At 65.3% G+C, this 21,186-nt stretch carries 16 protein-coding genes; 5 read left to right on the top strand and 11 right to left on the bottom strand.

The genetic code is table 11. From position 1 onward, the window contains the following. The first annotated feature begins 257 nt into the window (after positions 1 to 257). Entirely contained in the window at positions 258 to 467 is a 210-nt protein-coding gene (locus tag OG558_RS22695) for a three-helix bundle dimerization domain-containing protein (protein ID WP_405072087.1), read from the top strand. A 34-nt stretch (positions 468 to 501) separates the two neighbouring features. Here OG558_RS22695 and OG558_RS22690 read toward each other — a convergent pair whose 3' ends face one another. Next, entirely contained in the window at positions 502 to 867 is a 366-nt protein-coding gene (locus OG558_RS22690) for a hypothetical protein (protein ID WP_405072086.1), read from the bottom strand. Between the two features lie 129 nt (positions 868 to 996). Beyond that, positions 997 to 1,596, bottom strand: a complete 600-nt coding sequence (locus OG558_RS22685; protein WP_405072198.1) for a hypothetical protein — start codon at positions 1,594 to 1,596, stop codon at positions 997 to 999. On the opposite strand from OG558_RS22685, the gene OG558_RS22680 reads away from it, so the two are divergent. Both OG558_RS22680 and OG558_RS22675 read left to right on the top strand, forming a co-directional pair. After that, positions 1,528 to 1,860, top strand: a complete 333-nt coding sequence (locus OG558_RS22680; protein WP_405072307.1) for a hypothetical protein — start codon at positions 1,528 to 1,530, stop codon at positions 1,858 to 1,860. The genes OG558_RS22685 and OG558_RS22680 overlap by 69 nt on opposite strands. Next, positions 1,857 to 4,043: a S8 family serine peptidase gene (locus OG558_RS22675; RefSeq protein ID WP_405072085.1), complete on the top strand. Its 2,187-nt coding sequence runs from the start codon at positions 1,857 to 1,859 to the stop codon at positions 4,041 to 4,043. Before OG558_RS22680 ends, OG558_RS22675 begins: the two co-directional genes overlap by 4 nt. A gap of 132 nt (positions 4,044 to 4,175) precedes the next feature. Here OG558_RS22675 and OG558_RS22670 read toward each other — a convergent pair whose 3' ends face one another. From OG558_RS22670 to OG558_RS22645, 6 genes are all read right to left on the bottom strand, one after another. Then, a complete protein-coding gene (locus OG558_RS22670) occupies positions 4,176 to 4,607 on the bottom strand; it encodes a recombinase family protein (protein WP_405072197.1) in 432 nt (143 codons plus the stop codon). A gap of 50 nt (positions 4,608 to 4,657) precedes the next feature. After that, entirely contained in the window at positions 4,658 to 4,987 is a 330-nt protein-coding gene (locus OG558_RS22665) for a recombinase family protein (protein WP_405072084.1), read from the bottom strand. Positions 4,988 to 5,296: 309 nt separating this feature from the next. Next, a complete protein-coding gene (locus tag OG558_RS22660) occupies positions 5,297 to 5,527 on the bottom strand; it encodes a hypothetical protein (RefSeq protein WP_405072083.1) in 231 nt (76 codons plus the stop codon). 55 nt (positions 5,528 to 5,582) lie between these two features. Continuing rightward, positions 5,583 to 6,134, bottom strand: a complete 552-nt coding sequence (locus OG558_RS22655; RefSeq protein WP_405072082.1) for a hypothetical protein — start codon at positions 6,132 to 6,134, stop codon at positions 5,583 to 5,585. A gap of 87 nt (positions 6,135 to 6,221) precedes the next feature. Further along, entirely contained in the window at positions 6,222 to 14,879 is an 8,658-nt protein-coding gene (locus OG558_RS22650) for a DNRLRE domain-containing protein (protein WP_405072081.1), read from the bottom strand. Positions 14,880 to 15,239: 360 nt separating this feature from the next. Further along, positions 15,240 to 17,507, bottom strand: coding sequence for a N,N-dimethylformamidase beta subunit family domain-containing protein (locus OG558_RS22645; protein WP_405072080.1), 2,268 nt, complete (start codon positions 17,505 to 17,507; stop codon positions 15,240 to 15,242). Positions 17,508 to 18,331: 824 nt separating this feature from the next. Between OG558_RS22645 and OG558_RS22640 the strand changes: the two genes are divergently transcribed. Continuing rightward, complete coding sequence (locus OG558_RS22640; RefSeq protein WP_405072079.1) at positions 18,332 to 19,096, top strand: phosphotransferase; 765 nt, start codon at positions 18,332 to 18,334, stop codon at positions 19,094 to 19,096. 457 nt (positions 19,097 to 19,553) lie between these two features. Here the strand turns inward: OG558_RS22640 and OG558_RS22635 are convergent, their stop codons facing one another. The 3 genes from OG558_RS22635 to OG558_RS22625 all read right to left on the bottom strand — a co-directional run bounded on the left by OG558_RS22635 (position 19,554) and on the right by OG558_RS22625 (position 20,687). Beyond that, the gene (locus tag OG558_RS22635) at positions 19,554 to 20,045 is read right to left on the bottom strand and encodes an SRPBCC domain-containing protein (protein ID WP_405072078.1); all 492 of its coding nucleotides are present in this window, start codon (positions 20,043 to 20,045) and stop codon (positions 19,554 to 19,556) included. Beyond that, positions 20,035 to 20,382 carry an ArsR/SmtB family transcription factor gene (locus OG558_RS22630; RefSeq protein WP_405072077.1) on the bottom strand — a complete coding sequence of 116 codons (348 nt, stop codon included), beginning with the start codon at positions 20,380 to 20,382 and terminating at the stop codon, positions 20,035 to 20,037. Before OG558_RS22630 ends, OG558_RS22635 begins: the two co-directional genes overlap by 11 nt. 116 nt (positions 20,383 to 20,498) lie before the next feature. Continuing rightward, positions 20,499 to 20,687: a tyrosine-type recombinase/integrase gene (locus OG558_RS22625; RefSeq protein ID WP_405072076.1), complete on the bottom strand. Its 189-nt coding sequence runs from the start codon at positions 20,685 to 20,687 to the stop codon at positions 20,499 to 20,501. A 58-nt stretch (positions 20,688 to 20,745) separates the two neighbouring features. Between OG558_RS22625 and OG558_RS22620 the strand changes: the two genes are divergently transcribed. Further along, positions 20,746 to 21,003 carry a hypothetical protein gene (locus OG558_RS22620; RefSeq protein ID WP_405072075.1) on the top strand — a complete coding sequence of 86 codons (258 nt, stop codon included), beginning with the start codon at positions 20,746 to 20,748 and terminating at the stop codon, positions 21,001 to 21,003. Positions 21,004 to 21,186 lie beyond the last annotated feature (183 nt).

Genomic DNA, 21,186 nt, shown 5'->3' with positions numbered 1-21,186 from the left:
AGGTTCGAATCCTGCCGGGGGCACCCAACAAACCTGCAGGTCATGCGCGTGTCCCCCTTGATAGCCGAACCGTACAGGGGATCGGCGTGGGGCCACTCGTGGTGCGAAGTGAGGTTATTCAGCGCTGCTGGAGTGTGGGGGCGTGGGTCGATAGGCCCTTGCGTTCGTCGGGGGCGTCGAAGGTCGGCGGGTCTGGTGCGCGGGTTCAAGTCGGCCGGGACTTGTGTTGTCGTCGATCCGGGGGTCACGCTAGTTGCGTGGAAAGGTCTGACGAAGACCGCGCAGTCGGTGAGATCGTCGACCGACTGGCGAGGCTGTTCCCGCAGATTCCGCCGGCCGAGGTCGCCGAGACCGTTTCCGCGTCGCGGCCGGAGTTCGACGCCGTCCCCATCCGCGACTTCGTCCCGCTGTTCGTCGAGCGCAGCGCGAAGCACAAGCTCCGCGGGTGGCCGCCTACGTCTAGTTGATCTGAGGCGTGACTGGTCTTTTCGTTCCGGGCTGTTACCTCAGTGTGGTCAGGCGACGACGGGCCGAAGTGAGACTGTCGGCTGCCTGCTCCAAATACTTGGATGCAGCCTCCAGGTCGGCATCGGCTTGCATGATGACCTGCCCTGGCGTGACAGTGCGGTAGGGCTTGGGCTGGCCGTCTGCCCCCCAGGCGACCATATCTTTGTAGCGTTGAAGCTTGAACGAGAGCATCATCTGAGCCGCTGCGGACATCATGATCCGGAGCTCGTGGATGTTGGCGACGATTCCCATCGTGTCGACCTGATCATCAGGTCGGCGTCTTTCAAGCTCGACGGCTCGCAGCAGGCCGGAGTAGGCGTGCTGCAGTGCTCGGTGGACATCGTCAGTGTCGAAGTCCACTGGAAATCACCCTCCAAGTCCAGGTGGACTACCGCAGCAGCCTGGCAAGGAGCATCGCAAGTCCTGGATGGTTCAACCTGCGACTTCGTTATCATCACAGTACTCGCCCGAGATCTTGACGATTACGTGTCAACCGCAAGTGCAGTGCTGTGGGTCACCCCGCTCGCCTGTCTGACTACTTGTGCTGTGTGGTCCTGCCTGGCATGGACTCGAGGCTAGTGGTCGACGTAGGCCGCGTGAGCCACCTCGAAGCGATGTTCGGTGTACTGCTCTACGGTCGCCGATGTAGACACTGACAGCGCGAGGATTCCGATCAGGGCAACCGTTGCCGTTAGTCGGCGCTCTCGAGGTGGGGGCTTGAGCAGCGCGTTGGTCCGGGGCAACCACTGGGCCGCCTGCGATGGTAAGCAACGGCGGTGCGCTCGGTCGCCGAGTGGCGGTTGCGGTTGCCAGGCCGGCCTTGGCGACTGCTCGAGCGGTTATTTCACGGTCTCCCACGGCGACGGCTGCATCTTCGTCGGCCCATCGTTCCACGGACGTCCGGACGACAGAAGGCACGGCTGCGAGCAACGGGTTGACGGCTGCGGCCAGCTCGCTGAGGGCGATGCTGCGATCCGGCGACGGTTCCCGTTCTACGAGATGCACGTACAGGTGGTGTCGGTGATTCAGGTGCGCGGCCTCGTGGGCAAGCAGCACCCGGCGTTCGTCGCCGTCCAGAGCGGCAAGCATCCCGGTGGAGACCACGATGCGTCCGGCAACGAAGCCAGGTACCGTGCCGGCTCGGCGGGCGCCGTACCGATGGTCGCCGTGCTGCGCCGGGCAGATCGCGACTACGCCGTGCCGATCGACTGGCAGGTCTCGTCGCCGGCTGTGCGACCGGCGCCGGGGCGGAGTTTGGCGCCGTACGTGGATGGGGCGGCATTGCTTCTGCTGGAACTCGGGGTCGTGGTTTGTGCCTGGTGGCTTGTTCGAGGTCCGGGAGGTTCACGATGAGGTCTCGTGCGGTCGTAGTGATCGCGTCAATCGCGCTGTCCGGACAGTCCCTTGCCGCCCCGGCTGCCGACCCGTTCGTCGACGTCATCGTGGTGATGAAGTCGCAGGTGGCTCCCACAGTCGTCACTCCGGATCGGCGGGAGCGGATTCGTCAACTGGAGAAGGCGTTGCGGGATCACGCCGACGCGACGCAGCGCGGTGCCCGTGACCTTCTCGCCGTACGGCGCAAGCAGGGCCGGGTGACGTCAGTCGTCCCACTGTGGATCACCAACGCGATCGGCGCGCGGCTCCGGTCCAGTGTGGCGGTGGAGCTGGCGGGCCGTCCGGATGTCCGCGAGGTACGGCCGAGTACTACGATCCAGGCGCCGTCCGCCGCCGTTGCGACGGCTGTTGAGCCGAACGTGGCGCAAGTGAACGCACCGGCGTTGTGGGACCTCGGCTACCGGGGTCAGGGCATGGTCGTGGCGTCGATGGACACCGGCGTCGACATCAGCCACCCCGAGCTGGCCGCACGCTGGCGTGGTGGCGGCAACAGCTGGTACGACCCGAACGGCCAGCATCCGGCCACGCCGATCGACCTGGCCGGACACGGTACGCAGACGATGGGAGTGATGGCCGGGGGCGACGGCGGTGGTTCGTCGATCGGTGTCGCGCCGGACGCGCGGTGGATCGCGGTGAAGATCTTCAACGACCGCGGCCAGGCCACGTCGACTGCCATCCATCTCGGCTATCAGTGGCTGCTCGACCCGGACGGGAACCCGGCGACCGCCGACGCGCCGAACGTGGTGAACAACTCGTGGACGATGACCACGGGCAGCTGCAGCCTGGAGTTCCAGCCGGACCTACGCAACCTCCGCACCGCCGGCATCCTGCCGGTATTTGCTGCCGGCAACTACGGGCCGACGGCGGGGACGTCCGCCAGCCCGGCGAACAATCCGGAGGCGCTCGCGGTCGGCTCGGTCGACGGCAACGGACTGATCGATCCCTACAGCAGCCGCGGACCATCCGCGTGTACCGTGGGGACCTATCCACAACTGGTTGCGCCCGGCACGGACATCCGCACGACCGACCTGTACGGCGGCTACCTGGACGTCTCGGGGACCTCACTGGCGGCGCCGCATGTCGCCGGCGCGTTGGCTTTGCTCCTCCAGGCGTCGCCGGGGCTATCGGCTGATGGTCAACAGGCCGCACTGCAGGCCGGTGCGGTCGATCTGGGTCCTGCGGGTGCCGACAACGACTACGGCGCCGGCCGACTCGATGTGTTGGCGTCGTACAACTGGTTGCGGAGTACGCCGGACTTCAGTGTGACCGTCACGCCGGCAGCGGTCAGCGTCCTGCCGGGCGGTACTGCGACCTACACCGTGACGGTCGCCAGCAGTGGTGGGTTCACGGGAGATGTCGCGCTCTCGCTCAGCGGTCTCGCCGGGAGCTTCAATCCGCCGGTTGTAGTGGGAGGTGTCGGAACTGCTGCGCTCACAGTGGTCGCGCCTTCGACTCTGGGGACCACTGCGCTCGTCGTCACTGGTACCAGCGGGGTTGTCAGCCATAGCGCGTCGGCGTCGCTGACCGTCGTACCGCCGCCGGACTACAGTCTCACCGCGACTCCGGCCACGCGGACGGTGAACGCTGGCGCGGCTACGGCGTACACGGTGTCCGTCAACCCGGCCAACGGCTTTGCCGGGGACGTGACGCTGTCCGTCGCCGGTTTGCCGGCCAGTGTGGGCACGGTGGCGGTCAGTCCGGCTGTTGTGCATGGCAACGGTACGGCGCAACTCGCTCTCAGCACTGCGGCGACGGCACCCGCCGGCACCTACACGCTGACGGTGTCGAGCTCCAGCGGTGCACTCACTCATTCGGTGACGGTAAAGCTGATCGTCAACAGGCCGGACTTCGCCGTGACGATGAGTCCGTCGTCGGTGACGGTCACCCGTGGACAGACTGCGACGTACACGGTCACTGTGTCGTCGATCAGTGGTTTCGCGGGCTCGGTGAGTCTGAAGGCGTCGGGGCTGCCGGCGAACGCGTCTGCGATCTGGACCGGCAATCCGGTCACAGCTCCGGGAACGACCACGCTGAAGGTGAAGACGACATTCAGCACGACCCGCGGAACCTTCAGCCTCAAGGTGACCGCCACCAGCGGATCCCTGAGCCACCAGGCCGGCGCGGCCTTGGTGGTCCGCTAACACCTTCCACCGGTTGACAATAGTTCTATTCCTCGTTAACTATTGCAACATGGTGGAAGATCAGGTGGATCGGTTCGGGGTATGACGGGCATCCGAACGAAAAGTCCCGTTAGCAGGTCTCGGTTCGGCGGCTTACCGTGACTTTCCGTTCGGATGTGCTTCTGCGATGGTTTCTGCGGCCTGGGGCGCTGCTGTCTGTTCGCCGTGCTCGCGCAGCATCCGCAGCACGGTTGCGGGCGAGGGGTGCTGCCCCTTCTTCTTGCCCGTGGTGATGACCAGGCGCTTGGCGACGTCGCGCAGGCTCACTCCCTGCTCACGCAGGTGCAGGGCCATGGACAGCATGTCCTGGTCGGTGACGCCGGCGCCGCCGATGGTCTTGCCGCGCTTGCGGGCTGACTCGTGGCCTTCCAGGGTGCGGTCTCGGATGTATTCGCGTTCCATACCGGACAGGGCGGCCAGCACGGTGAATACCACTCCCGACGGGTCGTGCGAGCCCTGGAGTTCGCCGGCGAGGAACTCCAGGCCGATGTCGTTAGCCTTCAGTTCCTCGGCCAGAGCGGCCAGTTCGATGCCGCGGCCGAGCCGCTTGTGTTCGTGAACAACGAGGGTGACTCCTACGGCGGAGCTGCGGATCTCGGGGCCAGCTTGACCGCAGCCTCCAGCTCCGGCCTGCGGGTGGCCCGGGTAGAGATCTTTTCGGAGAAGACACGAGTGACGCCGGCACCGGAGAGGGCGTCGAGTTGGGAGTCCAGGGATTGGCGCGTGGTCGAGGCGCGGGCGTACCCGATCCGAACATGCCCGACCGGCTCGCCGCCGAGCTCGACCGGCCGCGGCAACTCGGTCCATACAGATCCCGGCCGGCGTACGGCCGGTGTCGGCACGTTCAGCACCTTGGCCAGCCGCGGGACGAGCCGAAAGCGGGCAGTGTGGTACTGGACCGCCACCTTTCCCTTCCCCGTACGGCACGGCGAGCCAGCCGGGGCGGCGCAGGTCGACATCGGGCACGCATACGCTTCCACGTGCTGGTAGTCCCGGTGACCATGGTCGGCGCTGCTCACAGCGACCGACTGTTTCATAAGTACGTTTCACTCGTCCAGTTGTTTGCAACAACTCATGAAACGTCAGCGCCCGCTCGTCGTTGGCGGGGCGCCGACGTGTTTCACGAGCGACCACCTATGAAACAAGACCCGACGACACGGGCCTCCCGAGATCCGATCGCTTACTTGTCACTTGGCGACAGCTCCGGGAGCTCCTTAAGCCGTGTAGCGAGACACGCCGAGCGTGTTCGCGTCCGCGGCACGTTGCGCGTTGGTCGACAGGACGTTGGAGTCGAGGTCGTAGGTGTAGTCGGTCTTCGCCTTCTCCGCGCCGGTCTTCAGCTCCTGGACCTGCGACATCCGGGCGAGGCCGTCGGTGGTGATCTTGAAGGTGTCGGCGAGGGCGTTGGGGTTGTCGTCCTTGACCTCGGTCTGCTGGCCGTTCATGTCGGCGGCTTCAGGCCGCAACTACCAGCTCGTGAAGAGCCGGCCTACCGTCGCGTCAGGACCTGATCTTGAAGGCTACGACATCCTCGAAATGCGCGGCTACTACCGAAAATCCCTCGTCCGTCAGGACCGGGCCACTCAGGCCCGCGTTGTACTGAACCTCGACGATGTACTGCCCGAAGCGGCCCACATATACATAGTTGGTGCAATAGTCATCTCCCTTAATGCAGACCGCCTTGTAAGCATCTGAGGGAGCAGGCGCACGCAAGGCAACGGATCTCGTGCCGTCGCACTCACCCGGATCGCAATAGACGACGGCAGGATCGGATCTTGCGAACTCCAGGCGAGCCAATCCTGGAGAACTGTATCTGTACACCCTCTGAGCCAGACGGCCAGACGCATTCCCCCAAGCCCGTCCCGCCTTATCGGATGGCCACAGGTCGCCATCCATCAACCGTGTAGGAATCTCGCGCTCATACTGCCACTGCGTGGATTCAGCTGAAAATCCGGCCGCACCATCGAGCAGCGAATCCGCGTCAACGTCCCGTCGCGATCCGTGGTATGCCACCAACAACCCGCACAGAACCAACGCGATCACGAAAGCCAACAGGGATAGCAATAGCGACCGTCGTCGGCGATGACCGCGTTGCGTCGCACTCACATCATGTATGACCACTGGGACCGTGCTTTCACATCAGGGAAACTTCACTACCTGGCTTGCGCGAATCGCATCAAGATCATCCACCAGTCTGTCGACGGCAGACGCCAACTCGGCCTCTGTCAGATCTATACCGTACTTCTCATAGAGATCGACGCCGACGTCGACCGAGAGCTTGTCGCCGTTGTCGTTCTTACCCGCAGCGCCGCCCCCGTTCGCGCCGACTTGAAGCTCTTGCCGACCGATGCCGACCCTACTGCCAACATAGCCGTAGTGGATGTTGGAGTAGATATCATAGCTTACGGCCAGATTCTTACCCGGAACCGCCCAGTATCTTTCAGAGACAGCCTTTATATCATACTGCCGTTGCAAGATGGGCTTGTGATCCCATTGACACCCTGAGCAGACGGTTTGGTGCCAGATCCAAAGATTGTCCGCGTGGGCGCCAATGCCCATGAATTGCTGGGTTCGCATGGCATTTGCTGTGTCTGAACGCGAGTTGCGATACATTTCGCCATAGATGTAGGTGATCGAGTTTCGATACCGCCGTTCGCCTTCTTCACGGCTGAGCGAAGACTTGGTCGTTGAGACGTACGACGGCCAGTCGTTGGTGTGAACGCTCTCCTGTTGTGTCAGGCCAACGCGACCCTCGCGGTCGGCTGGCAAGGTTGGAATCGGCTTGATCGGGTTCCCGTCATCGTCGATGGCGTAGTGGCCGTCGAGTTCGATGCCGGTGATGGGGTTGCCGCCGGCGAAGGCATACCGGTTGGCGTTCCATGGGTCGGTGCCCAGGGCGAGGTCCTTCAGGGCGCCGTTGTAGTAGTCGCGGGACAGGTAGCGGTTGAGGCCGGGGTTGTATTCGCGGAACCCCATGTCATAGGTGCCGGTGGCCCCGTCGAAACGGGCCGAGTTGAAGCGGTACGGGTTGACGATGTCGGCGTCCTGGGCCTGATCGTCCTTGATCGCGTCGTCGCCCGTCGTACCGACCTTGTCCGGCTGACCGTAAGCGGTGTACCGGTAGGTCGAGGTCGTCGTGCCGGTGGTGGCGTCAGTGAGGGTTTCGACGTCGCCGTGCGGGTTGGTGCCGTAGAACGACTTCTTCGACGTCGTACCGCTCACTGGCGAGTCGACCAGCGACAAGTTCTCACCGCCGGCGCCGTACGCGTAGGACTTGGAGGTCTTCCAGGTCCCGGTGCTGCCTTGCTCTTCCTCGACCGTGACCTGGTTCGCCAGCCCGACGAACGTGTACCTAGTGGTGACCGAGGCCGCCGTGCCGACCTTCTCGGACTGGTTACTGACGCGGTCGAACGGGTCGTAAGTCTGGTTCCGGGTGTACGTCGCCGTGCCGGTCGTGTCGAACTTCTGCTGCCGGACCAGGCGGTCGTAGCCGTCGTAGGCGTTCTGCTCGACCACCTGCGAACCAACGTCGGTCGTGGTGGTGCGACCGAACGGGTCGTAGCGCTGGTTCAGGGTCGTGGTGCCGGTGACGGTTTTGGTTAGCCGGTTGCGGTCGTAGGTCATCGTCGACGTCGTCGCGCCGATGGTTTGCTTGGTGGTGTTGCCGGCCGCGTCGTACTCGTACGCCTCGTTGTCGCCCTTGTCCACACCGGTTTTGGTCACCGCGGCGAGTTGCCGGGCGGGTGTGTAGGTGTAGGCCGAGGCCTGGTCCAGGTACTCCGAGGAGTTCGCCTGCAGGACCTTCTCGACATCCAGCGAGCGGTCGCCGTCGGGGTTGTAGTACAGCGAGTGCGACGAGACGAGCTTGCCGCCGGTGGTCTTCTCGGTCAGGATCCGGGGCAGGCCGTCCTCGTGGTACGTGTACGTCGCCAGGTTCCCGTTCGGTTTGGTGATCGTGGAGCGCAGGCCGCGGGGGTCGTAGGTGTAACTCCAGGTATCCGTGCTCGTCGACGTGGAGCCGGCCTTGACGGTGTCGACCAGGTTGCGGACGTCCCAGGTGTAGCCGGTGTAGCGGGTGACGCCGACGGTGTTGGCGTCCGCAGGTCGTTGTGCGTTGGTCGACAGGATGTTGGAGTCGAGGTCGTAGGTGTAGTCGGTGGTCGCCTTGCTCGTCGTGCCCTTGAGCTCCTCGACCTTTGTGGTGCGGGCCAGGCCGTCGGTGGTGACCTTGTAGGTGTCGGTGGCGGCGCTCGGGTTGTTGTCCTTGACCTCGGTCTGCTGACCGTTGGCGTCGTAGTTGTAGGTGAACGACCGGCTGTCGACCGGGTTGGTCGACACCAGTTTGATCGCGTCCGCGCTCACGACACCGGTGGCAGAAGGCTTCAGGGTGATGGATTTGGCGACGCCGTTCGGGAAGCTGTAGTTGCCCAGGTTGATCCACGGGGTGGCCGCGGTGCACCCCTTCTGGTCAACCGTCTTGGTAGCCGCCCCGGTGGAGTGGTTGATCGTGTACGTCGCCGCCGTCGTAGCGCCGGTGGTTACGGGGCAGGATGCGTAGACGTCGAACGAGCCCGCCACATCGGGCAGCACCCGCCAGTTGAACGTGTCACTCGCTTCCGGCGTACCAACCGCGGCGGCCGTGTGGGTGCGGTAGTTGGCGCCCTGCGTGTTCGTGCCGCCGGTGACCGTCGCCCAGGTCCCGGTGGAACTGGTCTGCCAGGTGTCGGCGTTGTCGACGATGTCGACCGGCTGCTGCGCGGCCGTGTCCGAACGCGACGCCAACGCACCATCAGGGTAGTAGCCCCAGGCTTGCGTGCGCTTCGCGTCATCGCCCGGCACCGTCAACGTACGGTCCGTCTGCTGACCCAGCTGGTTGTAGCCGTACGTCGCGGTAATCTGCCACGGATCCGTCGAGGTCTTGATGTCACCGGAGCCGTAGTAGGTGAAGTTGGTCCACTGCGTCGCTGGCGGCTGAGTGCTGCCGAATGTCGGTTCGGATTGTGCTTTGATCTCGCCGGTCGGGTAGTACTGGATGAACGTGCTCGACGGCGTCTTGTACAAGGTGGTCGTGGTGTCGAACGCCGACTTGTTCTGGACCGGCCGGTTGTTCTTGTCGTAGACGGTCTCCGAATACAGCGCAGTCGGACGATCGGCGTTGGTCGGGCGCGTCTGCCGGGTGACGTTGCCGACCTCGTCATAGGTCAGCTTGGTGACCCACTGCTCCTGATGCCCACCGATGGCCGTGTGCGGAACACTAACCTCGATCGGCTGCCCGGCCTCGTCGTACTTGGTCGTCTTCGTGTGCCCGGTCTGGTCGATCTCCGCGGTCACCAGCCCGTCCGCGTCGTACACCTTCTTGCTCGTGTAGCCGGCGGCATCTGTGACGGCCGTGGGCTGGTGGTTGAGGTCGTAGACCGTCTTCGAGGTGTAGTCCGTCGCCGGCGACGCGTTGCGCAGCGGGTCGATCACGGTGGTCTGGTTGCCGACCAGGTCGTACTCGTAGCTCGTGGTCGGCGTCTTCGTCGACCCGTCCGAATCAAGGAACGGGGTCTCGACCTTCAGCACCTGACCGATCCGGTCATAGCTGTACTTCGTGACGAAGTCGTTCGGGTCGGTGGTGGTCGCGACGCCCTTCGGCGCGGTCTCGGTGACCTTCCGCCCGAGCACGTCGTAGGTGTAGACGAGCTGCCGGCCGGTCGTGTTGTTGTCCGGCAGCGTCTTCGTCAACAGGTTGTCCGCGGCGTCGTACGTCGATACCGACTGTGCACCGTTGGGCGCGGTCTCCTTGGTGACGTTGTCGTTGAGGTCGTACTCGGTCGCGGTGGTGCGGGTCACCGCGGGGGTCTGGGTCGCGTCGTAGGGCTTGGTGACCTTGGTCGGTCGCCCGAATGCGTCGTACTCCGCGGTCGTCAACCGCTGCTGCGCGTCCTTGACCTGCACCACGTTGCCGCGGATGTCGTAGGTGAAGTCGGTCTCCGCCAGCAACGGGTCGGTGATCGACAGCGGATAGCCGCTCGGGTCGTAGTTCGAGTCGGCGCCGTACTGGGTCGCGTTGCCCCGCGCGTCGGTGGCCGTGGCCAGGGTCCCGTTGGAGTTGTAGGCGTAGGTCGGGCCGAAGCCGCGGCCGTTCTTCACGGTCTTGACGTTGCCGTTCGCCTCATAGGTGAAGGTGTCCGTGCGGCCGGCGGCGCTCGTCTTCGACAGCAGCACGGTCGGCTTCGCGCCGGTGGTCAGTGTCTGGTAGGTCAGCAGCACGCCTGGCAGGCCGTTCTTGATCGCCATCGCGTCGCGCACGATCAGCGGGTAGCCGGTGTTCGGGTCGTACTCCCAGGTCGACACCGCGTCGTTCGGCTCCTGCAGCCGGATCACGTTGTGGTCGCTGTCCCAGCCCAGCAGGGTGGCTTTCGTTCCGCCGGTCGCGTTCTGGTTGGCGTCCAGGATGCTCGTCGTACGTCCGTAGCCGTCCATCCGGTACGTCGTCACCGACGGCGTGGACCCGTTGACATCGGTCACCGTGGCGACGATGTCCTCAGCGGCCGAACCGTCCGGGTCGGCGTACGAGAATGTCGTGTCGTTCCCGCGCCGGTCGGTGTAGCTCTTCGGCCACAACGCGTAGGTCGAGTTCTCCGTCGACGTGTAGTACAGGACCTTGGTCTCGGCGTTGCGCGGGTCCTTGACCGAGATCAACTTGGTGTTGCCGTTGTTCGACGTGTCGGTGTAGCCGAGCTGGAACGACTTCACCGGAGCACCCGCCCCGAACGACTGAGTGGCGGGATCGAACGCGCCGCCGTCCTCGAGCTTGGTCAACTGGTGCGAGCTGTTGTAGTTGAACTTCAGCGCCCGCCCGGACACGTCCCGGATCCACACCAAACCGGCAGTGTTGTAGCCGAGCGTCAGCACCTGCCGATTGCGCGAGTCCGTCACCGTCGTCAACCGGCCGGAAGTGTCATAGGCGAACGACATCGTGTTGCCGTTACGGTCCACCACCGACGTCTGCCGACCCGTGTCCTGGTTGAAATAGAACCGCGTCCCGTCCGGGCGAGAGAACACCCACTGATGCGCCGCGTCAGCCGTCAGGTCACGGATGAGGTCCATGCCCACACCGGCCGGCCGCGTGTAGGTCAGCAGGTTCGCCGTCTGCGTGTCGAGCTTGTAGGTGTGCGTCGTACCGTCGCCGTCGACGAACGTCATCAGGTTGTTGACGCTGTTACCGCTCGGCACCGAAAGCCAGCTGCCCAGCCTGGTCAGCGTCGCCGGCTGCACCGAGATACCGAACCCGGCGCCTGGGTCGGTGCCGTCCATCGAGTTGTAGGCCAGCCTGACGAACGCCGACGGCCCGATCGACGGGTTCGACAACGCATCGTACGACCACACCGCGTTCCCGGAGTACAGGTTCGTGAGGAACTGGGAACCGCCGCCGGTCTCCTCGCCGGTGTATGACAGGAACTTCTCCAGACCGAGCTGGTTGGATGTCGGGTCCTCGACATACCGGTCGACGCACAGGTAGCCGGTGGTCACGACGACACAGCCCTGCGACGGGGGTGTGGTGTTCGACGACGGCGGGACCGTCGTGGAGAACCAGTCCGTGCCGGTCCACAGGTCCAGGTAGATGTCGTAGGCCAGCCGTTTCGTGCCGGTGTCGGAGTTGATCGGCGTCCGGATCGGCAGGTTCAGCCTGACCGCCTCGCCCGGCGCCAGCGCCTTGCCCAGCGGCACGAAGTTGCGGTCACCCGACACAGTGATGTCCGTGGTGCTGCCCGGCTCGGTCCAGCGGTAGGACAACTGCAACCCGGCCGGCCAGGTCTGGCTGGTCGTGTTCGTGACCGTGACCGGCGTCGTGATCGTAGTGCCCGGGACGAACCGCTCCGGCATCTCGTCGGCCTGATAGGTCTCCGCCTGGTTCTTGGCCAGGTGCTCGATCCACAACCGCGGCCGGAACAGCGTGTCAGGCGACTCGCCGTTCGTGATGCTCACCAGCTGCTGGCCCGCCGCAGCCGGCGCCTCGTCACGCGTCCGCAGCAACAGGCCGTGGTTGTCACCGGGGTTGTCGACCCACGACTGCAACTTCGTGAGCAGGCCCGGGTTGGCCGCGGAGGCGAACGTCAGCCGCTGCGCGTTGCCGTCGGGGTGCACCGATCCCAACAGGGCGGGATCGTAGTCACCACCTGGAGCGGTCCAGTTGATCGTCGACGTCGCTTGATTCCAGGTCGCCTGATCTTCGACGAAGTCCTTCGTTAGTCCGTAGAGGTCGAAGTCCGCGCGGCCGCTGCCGGAGCCGTAGTTCGAGAACAACTCCACCCGCGCGTCGGTGACCTTCGTGCCCTGCTTGATCGACGACGTGTCGAACTCGAACACCCCACGCTCGGCGCCGTACGTCGGGTGATTGTTACCGACCTGCACCCAATACCGCGTGTTCGACGTGCCGCCGTCCGGACGTTGCAGATTCACCGTCGCCTGTGTCTTGCTCAACGTCGTGTCGGAGATGTCACCACCAAACGACTGCAGGATCCGGCCCTCACGCGGCATCGTCACCGTCTGGACGTTCGACGCGGCCTTGCCGTTCGACGACCCGTCCCCCACCGTCCGGGCCACGATCCAGTAGCTGTACGTCGCGGGCTCGGTTGCCGAGGACGGCGTCGCGGTGTCGTCGGTGAACGACGTCACATCCGGGGGCACCGTCCCGACCAACTCCAAGGCAGCCGGAGCGGTAGTCGAGTAGTAGTCGCCGACCGGCGTGGCGCACGTGTTCCCCGGCAGCGCGCGACAGCCGCGGAAGATCTGGTACTCGACCAGGTCGTCGTCATCGGCCGGCGTCGGGTCGACGTACTTGCTCCAGGTGAGCTCCGCGCCGCTGGCGTTGATCGTCGACGGCGGGTTGAGCGCGACACCCGGCTCGTCGTACGTGACCACCAGGTTCGGCCGGGCCGCGGTCTCCCCGCCGTACGTGTCCTCGCTCGCGCTGTAATACAGACCACCGGCCGGCGCGGTCGCCGGGTTCTCGTCGACTGCCTTCAGCATCACCCCGTAGTTCGGCGACGAGCCGTTCAGCCACGACTGGACATAGCTGCCCAGCCCGTACGAATGCCAACCATCCCGGTCACCGGCCTGCTTGGTCGCCGTCGAGTACTTCGTCCACTTCATCGCATCCGCGATCGGGATGGTGGCGACCCCGCTCTGGTCGCGTTTGGCCGTCACCCGCGTTGTGTTGCCGGGGCGCGCGTGGATCGTTCCCAGCGTGTACCAGAGGTCGCCTCCGGCTCCGGGCGTACCGGCCGTCTGGTTCCACACGACCGGCTGCGTGGTCGGCACGCCGTCGGGCGTCGCGCCGATGAGCGTCGTCGGCAGGCTGCCCCGCACGCTTGACGGGTAGTAGTGCCCCTGCACCTGGTAGTCGCCCTCGCTCGGCACCCGCGCATCCCACGTGAACGTATCCGGCGTGGTCCCCGTCGGTGCATACGAGAACGAGCCGTTGATGGCGCTCGTGTTGCTTTGGTACTTCCAGGACCCTTCATACGACGCCGACAGGGTGTCCTGGTCGTCCACCTGCACCGTGTTGGTGGCGTACGTCCCGTTCCAGAAGGTGTTCATCGACGCCCACGTGGCGGTCGACTCCGACCAGTCCGACGTGACCTTCACCGCCGAGAACGGCAGCTTCACGTCTGCGCCGAAGCCTGCCCCGTAGTGCACGTTCAGATCAGCAGACCGGATCGTGGTGGTCGACGGGATCATCGACAGGTCGAACTTCAGCAGACCACGCCACGTGTTGTGGCTGGCGTCGTCGCCGACCAGCATCGTCGGGTTCGTGCCGTAGTTCGTGGTGCCGTTCGCCTCGGAGATCGACGTGTCCTGCGCGGCCGTCGGATCCGGTACGACGACGATCGTCGGGTCGATGACGATCGGGAACACCCGCTCCTTCGCCGTCAGCCACGCCTGGTCCGGCTTGAGCGTGAGCAGCGTCTTGCCGCCCTGCTGGGTCACCGTCTGCGTGATCTTCTCCGAATACCCCGGCTGCCCGAGCCGGTTCGCCGCCGACGAGTCGTACATGTTCGGCGCCGGGATCACATACTTCGGACGGGTGTCGCCGTTCTTCTTAAAGAAGCCGATCGATCCGTCCGGTTGCGCTTTGGCCGTCAGGCCGCTGGTGCGTAGCTCGAACGTGTACTCGTTCGCCGCGTCGGCCGGCGCCGTCAGTACGACGGTCTCCTTCACGCCCGTGCGCGACACGTAGTAGCGAACGTCTGCCGTACCGAAGACGTCGGCGAAGCCCACCGAGGAGTCCTTCACCAGCGGCGTCAACTGCCGCTTCTCGCCCGCCGCGCCGAGACTGATCGACGCCCCGTCGGCCTCGAACGACAGCAGCCGGTCGGTCGACTTTCCGAACCGGGTACGGAAGCCGTTCTTCGCGTTCTCGAACGCGTCCTCGCCAGTGCCGGCCGTGACCTTGGTGTCGATGTCTTGCCACTTGCCCTTGGAGTCCTTGTAGTGCACCGGCTCCGTCGACAACTCGACCTGCGTCGTGCCGTCCGACATCCGGTAGCTCGACGACGTCGCCGTACGACGCTCCTGCATCTCCCGCACCCGCGTCGGCTTCCCGGTCGCGGCTGCGGTGGTCGACGAGGTCTTGGCCACCCGCGCAGGCACCGGAGGTGCCAGCGGACCAACGGCTGCGCGAGGAGCTTGCTGTACCGCGACCCGCGCAACCTGCTGTGGATGCGCGAGCGCGAGCGCGGGGACGCCGAACGATGCCGGAAGAGACAGGACCAGGGCAGACGTCAGCAACCTGCGGGTGCGGCGCATCGACACTCCAAGACTGGGCGGGAATCCGGCGCACCCCGAGTACCACCGGCAAAGACAAGAAGATTTGTACCTGTCGAACACCCACCGTGGCAACCCAGTTGCATGTTGTTGCAACGACCCGCCCGCAGCGACCCACCGGCCGGTCCGACCGTGTTAAAGAGCCCAGTCGGTCGCGACCAGGGCAGGATTCGCAAGCGCCGGCCACCGGGCCGCGGAAATAGTCACCGGCTGGGGACCGTGTTGTGATATCGACCTGACTGGCCGAGATCTCGACGGGACTCGCCGGCAGAACCTGCAGGGCATCCAGCCGGTGGCCACGACGCTGCTGCGCCGTGGCCGCCCCAACATCGCGAGCGTGGGTCAGGGCTGCGTTGTCGTCTCCAGCTTGTACTTCGGTACTGCGACTCGGACCTTGGCCGCCACGGTGTCGGCTGGTACGTCGATGGTTCCGCGGGAGACCCATTCGGTGATGTTGCCGACCATCGTCACGACCGCCTGCTGTGAGGCTTCGTCTGGGGCGGGGACGGTCCAGTTCGTCGGGCAGCGTCGTACCAGGAAGCAGCCGTAGGCGAAGGTGGAGCCGTTCATCACCCGGGCGCCCGACGGTGCGGTGTAGGCGGTGACGTGCATCGGGGTCGCCCTGCCGTTCGAGCGGCACGTTCCGGTGCCGCTGGCCAGTGTGGTCAGCCCAGGCTGTTTGTAGAGGTCCGGCCAGACGAAGTCGACCTCTCCGGCGATGAACCCGGGCAGCTGGGTGCCGGCTGGGACACCGTCGAACATCCAGCCGGTCCCGGTGGTCAGGGTGTTGCCCAGCACCGGACAGAAGTAGTCCGCGCCCAGCAGCGGCTGCGACGCGTACGCATCACCCTGGTATCGCCAGGTGGTGGAGTTGTAGCCGTCGGTATACCGGTCGATGTCCCACGCCCGCCGGGTGTCGTCGGTGAACGTGATCAAGCGGTAGGCCGTGTTCGCGCCGAGGTTGGCGACGTTCACACCGCGGGCGATGCCCTGGCTGAGCGCGGCACGCATCCGCAACGAGTAGTACTCGTCGTGCCCTGGCAGGAACAGCGTCCCCGCCCGGGACGGCAGTTGGGCGCCGAACTCGTCCAGGTCGTTGTCGGTCCAGTAGGTGACGTCCAGCCCCTTGGACTCGGCCCAGAACACCAGCCCCTGCTCGAGCGAGAGGTACTGCCCGGAGCCCTGTCCCTCGTTGTAGGGGCGGTCGAAGGTCAGCCGGCCGGAGCCGCCGTCGACTCCCCCGGTGTAGAAGCCCGCTCCGCCGTAGCTGTTGTACGCCTGCCAAGTCGCGTTCGCCTGCTGGATCAACAGGTCGTGCTTCGTACCAGTGTCGTCCCTGACCGTCAGCGGCGCGTACGACGCCGCCGTCCCGTCGCTGACCTTGATCAGATACGTGCCCGGAACCCACACCTTGTCGACGGGGATGCTCAAGGTCTTGGTCCAGTGGGCCGCCGACGTCATCCGCAGGTCCTTGCCGTCGAGCGACGTACCCCCGGTGGTCGGCTTGTCCTGGGCCACGGTCGGTACGTCGTCCTCCCGCCAGACCTCCCGCGCTCCGAGACCGGCGTAGTACCCCATCCGATAGGCGACAACGCTCACCGGATTGCCCGAGGTGACCTTCAGATCCACAGTGTCACCGCAGCTGGCCGACACCTCGGTCAGATAGGCGGCCAACGGACCGTCCATGGTTTGTGGGATGACCCAGTCGGCCGTGCCGGCCTTGGCGTTCTCCGCGGACGTCGTCGGCCAACTGTCGGGGCACCCGGCGGGGATCGCGGCGAAGCCGGCCGCCGCGAGCACGGGCATCGGGGCGGGCGGCGCGATGAACGGCACGCTCGCGGAGCCGGCGGTCAGGACGACACCCGTCGAGGTCGTCGCGGACACGCTCAGGCTCATCGTGCCGCCGTACTTGGACAGCACGACACCGTTGACCGGAATCCCGAGGCGTGCGCCGGGCTGGACGCTGATCGGTGCCTTCGGCTTCCAGGTCGCGTAGCCGCCGTCGACGGTGAGAGTGCCGTTGATGGTGGTGTACGTGCCGGTGGCGCCGGTCGGCAACTGCATACGAACGGCAGCAAGGGTGCCGGCCTTGGTGACGGTGGCCTGATACACCAGGTTCGTTGTCTGCCCGGGGATCGGGTTGGTCGCCTTGATCGCCACCTGCGGCGTGTAGGTCTGCAAGGGCTGCAGGACGCCGGCGCCGGAGGTGATGACCTGCCCAGCCGTTCCGATCGATTTGAATCCCAGCGTCCACGGGCCGCCGGCGGGCAGCTTCAACCCATACAGCGGGATCGCGAGCCGGGCACCGACGGCAACGTTGACAGTCTTGGCCGGACGCCAGCGCAACACGGTGCTCGTGACCGAGCTGACCGTGCCGTTGACCGAGGTCACCCGCCCGGTCGTCCCGGCCGGAATCGCCATGGTGATCTCGCGAATCGTGCCCGCCTTCAGCACCGTCGCGCGGTACGTCAAGGTCGTCGTCCCGGTCGTCGCCTGCGTGGCGGTGACGGAGATATTGGCAGCCGCCGCGTCGGCGGCGCGGTTGATGAACAGGATCGCGGCCGCAGCGACGGCCAGCGCCGCCACCGAGGCAAGCAGCCTGCGAAGCAAGGTTCCCCCCAGATCGTGTGGATCGTCCCCGGAGGGAGAGTACGGAACGAATCCCCGTCTCGGTAATTTATTGCCGATCATTAACCGAAACCGGCCTATACCGCCACGGTGCGTACGCGCACGAGCACCCAACGGGACCATGTCCCAGGCGAAGATGCCGGCTTGGACTCGGTCCCGGCGCCGATTTGGCCGTCAGCGTGGCGCGGGCCGCGTCGGCAGATCACGGACCCCAGAGCCACTCTGCCGGATTCGCCGTGGGCCTGGTTCTTGGCACACCCCGGTCGCCGGGCGTCTACCCGCCGACCGGCTCGTCGAGCAGCAACAGGCGGCGCCCGTCGGAACCGAACCGACGACCTTCTCATTACGAGGAAGACCTACACCGTCGCATCTGCTCTCTACCAGCGTCTTCAGCAACACGTCCGCCCCCAACGAGCGCGAGATTCCCCATGCGTATCCGTCATTTCGTGCCACGAGTCATGCCACGCATCTCGACCACCTCAGGACGCTGATCACGCCGCCGGCGTCGGCACCTTCTGATCCGCAGGAGCCTGCACAGCTCGATGACCGCCGCCCTGCTTCACACGCTCCTGCTGCCAGTGGTGCCGACCAACGCACCTCGTCAGGGGTCGTTGGGGTCGGACTGGGGCCATCGGCGACCCGTGATTTCAGAGTCGCCGATAAGTCGTCTGATCGAGTCCGTACGATCGTGTTGGGGCGCATGCCCCCGATATTCTCGGAACCGCCTACGCCGGTCGCCATCAGTCCACCCGGCGTGTTAGCAAATCCGTTAGCAGTTCCAGAATCTGACGCGGGAGGCTCGGTTCATGCTGATCAGCGGCCGCCCACCCGATGACGTAGCCGTGCCCGTGCAGATTCGTCGACTCGGCGGCGACGAGTCAGTTATCCCGGTCTGGCGCAACGGCCTTGGCGGCTTGACCTTTCAGGTAGGTGCAGGACCTTCGCGCAGGTTCGCAAAGTGGGCACCGGCCGGATCTGGCGTCGACCTGCCCGCAGAAGTCGAGCGGCTGCAATGGGCCTGTGAGTTCGCATCGGTACCAGTCGTGCTCGACTACGGGGCGGACGCTGACGGAGCTTGGATGCTTACGGCCGGGCTGCCCGGGGACAGCGCTATCAGCGATCATTGGAAAGAGAATCCCGAGACGGCCGTCCGCGCAGCTGGTGTAGGGCTGCGAGCGCTTCACGACGAGCTGCCAGTTGACAGGTGTCCATTCACCTGGTCGGTGGAAGACAGGACTGAGCAAGCCGCTGTTGCGGGCAAGGACTCGACGAGCGGTCTCCCAGCTTCAACCTCGATAGACAAGCTGGTGGTGTGCCACGGCGACGCCTGTGTGCCAAACACTCTCATCACTGAGGACGGCCAGTATTCGGGCCAGGTCGATATGGCTCACCTCGGTACGGCTGACCGATGGGCAGATCTCGCTGTCGCGACTTGGAGTACCGAGTGGAACTACGGCCCAGGCTGGGAGGAAACCTTGCTTTCCGCGTACGGAGTTGAGCCCGATCCGATCCGGACCGCGTACTACCGCGCGCTCTGGGCTCTCGACACCACGCCCGCCCCATCCCCCTAATCGCCGCAAGCCCCAGACCAGCACGAACGCACACCTAGCGGTGCCCTGCACATGACTCCCACCCCGCGTCTTCCCGTCTGCCGTTCAGCCCCACTGGCGGCTCCTGATAGGTCCTGGGCCTGACTGAGCTGAGCGGCAGGCGGGAAGACGCACCCCGGCCCCCGACCAAAGTGCCGGCCGATCGGACCCGTCATCTCGGAGTCGTGAGGCCCCGCCGGAGGCACTGCTCTTGGCTCTCCTGAAAGACACCGAGAGCGGGCGCGGGCGGTGAACGGCCGGAGGCCGCATACGCACGCCCGCGCCGCGCGCCGAAGGCGCGCCTTGATCTGTTAGAGGCAAACTCAGCAACCGAGATGCCTGCACGTTGTCCTCCGTCGACTGATGCGCGACGCTCGTCCGCCAGCTGATCTGCGACAGTCGAATGCACGGATCGCGGCATGTGAGTGCGTTTCCCTTGTTAGGCGCGGCTGGGGTTGAGAAGTGACCTGAGGATGTTTTCCATCTCGTCGAGGCTGTCTTGCCGGCCGTCGAAACTGGTCATGTGGTCGCGTCCGGCCTTGTCGCGGAACGCGAGTCTCCAGGTGAACGTCGTTATTCCGTCACGTTCCTGCAGCTCCATCGTTTCGACTGCCTCAACATCCGGCCAACAGTTGAAGTGCCACGTCTCCACGGTTCGGGCCGGCGCCTCGACCTCTAGGTATGTCCCGCTGAACGAGAACACGGTGCCGTCTCCGGTCACGAAGGAGGAGTGGTAATTGCCCCCGACCCGCAAGTCGATCGAGCATTCCGTCATCCGGTCCGGGGGTGTCGCACCCCACTTGCTCACGTGCTCGGGCTTCGTCAACACGTCGAAGACGAGAGCGATCGGAGCGTCGAACTCTCGGGTGATGACAACCTCGAGCTCGTTGGGGAACGTGATGACTGCAGAGCCGTGCCGATCAGGTGCCACTGTCCTCTCCTTGTCGTTGCAACTCTTCGAGGTAGTCCTCGATCCGATCCAGTCGGTCGTTGATCGCCCGCTCGTACTTGGCCACCCAGTCGTGCAAGGGTTGAAGGTGCTCTGGAGCCAGGCGGTAGAGCCGGCGGCGGCCATCGGCCCGGCAGCTAACGAGTCCCACCTCACCGAGCACCCGTAGGTGCCTGGAGACCTGGGGCTGAGACATCGAGACGTCGCGGACTATCGCCCCAACCGGCTTCTCGCCTGTGAGCAGCACATCGAGGATCGCGCGGCGGTGGACGTCACCGACTGCGTTGAAGACATCCGAAGTTGTCGAGGCGCGGGCCACCGTTCGAACATATCTCCATATGGATATGTGTCAATACTTCGGACGCCGAAGCGCTCCCCGGTGGGCAACCGCTCATCGGCATGTCAGTGAGCTCGGATGGCGGCCGGAAGGTTCTGTCAGGTGGCGGAGGCCATGTAGGCGGCGAGGATGTAGTTGGGGTGGCGGTCGAGGTTGTTGCGGGCGCGGTCGTAGCGCATGGTGGTTCTCGGGTCGGCGTGGCGGGCGGCGATCTGGACGTCGCGTAGGTCGACGCCGGCGTCGAGCATGGTGGTGACGAAGGTGTGCCTGAGCATGTGCCGGTGCATCCGCGGCAGCTTGACCCCCGCTTGTTTCGGCGAGGTGCCGCAGTCTGCGGGTGGCGCAGTGCCGGTCCATCCGGGTGCCGCGAGACGTCAGCAGGATCGGTCCAGCCGCCCGGTCGTCGACGGCGCGTTCGATGGCCCGGCCAACGGCTGGGGGAAGCGGAACCAGGGCGATCTTGTCGCCCTTGCCGTGCACGCGCAGATCCCGGTGGCCGTGTTGTTCGCCGAGATCTTCGATGTCGCTGCCGGTGGCCTCGAAGATCCGCAGCCCGAGCAGACCCAACATCGTTACCAGGGCGAAGTCGAACCGACTGGGTGATTGCCTGGCCACGGACAACATGGCCTCGAACTGCAGGTGACTCAACCCGAGGGTCGGCGATTGGGCCGGCACGTGCGGGCGGCGCACGTACTCAGCCGGGGAGTGCTCGAGAACGCCGTCGATCACGCAGGTCCGGTAGAAGCCCGCAACGACCGACAACCGGCGCGACACCGTCGACGGCTG

Source organism: Kribbella sp. NBC_01510 (assembly GCF_045040325.1).
Classification (GTDB): domain Bacteria; phylum Actinomycetota; class Actinomycetes; order Propionibacteriales; family Kribbellaceae; genus Kribbella.
This window is presented reverse-complemented; position numbering and strand designations above follow the sequence as displayed.

What these genes read in the sequence shown, in the direction of transcription:
- OG558_RS22685 (WP_405072198.1), bottom strand. Translation starts at nt 1,596, where the DNA reads ATGCTTGCCGCTCTGGACGGCGACGAACGCCGGGTGCTGCTTGCCCAC.
- OG558_RS22675 (WP_405072085.1), top strand. Translation starts at nt 1,857, where the DNA reads ATGAGGTCTCGTGCGGTCGTAGTGATCGCGTCAATCGCGCTGTCCGGA.
- OG558_RS22660 (WP_405072083.1), bottom strand. Translation starts at nt 5,527, where the DNA reads ATGAACGGCCAGCAGACCGAGGTCAAGGACGACAACCCCAACGCCCTC.
- OG558_RS22650 (WP_405072081.1), bottom strand. Translation starts at nt 14,879, where the DNA reads ATGCGCCGCACCCGCAGGTTGCTGACGTCTGCCCTGGTCCTGTCTCTT.
- OG558_RS22640 (WP_405072079.1), top strand. Translation starts at nt 18,332, where the DNA reads ATGCTGATCAGCGGCCGCCCACCCGATGACGTAGCCGTGCCCGTGCAG.
- OG558_RS22625 (WP_405072076.1), bottom strand. Translation starts at nt 20,687, where the DNA reads ATGCACCGGCACATGCTCAGGCACACCTTCGTCACCACCATGCTCGAC.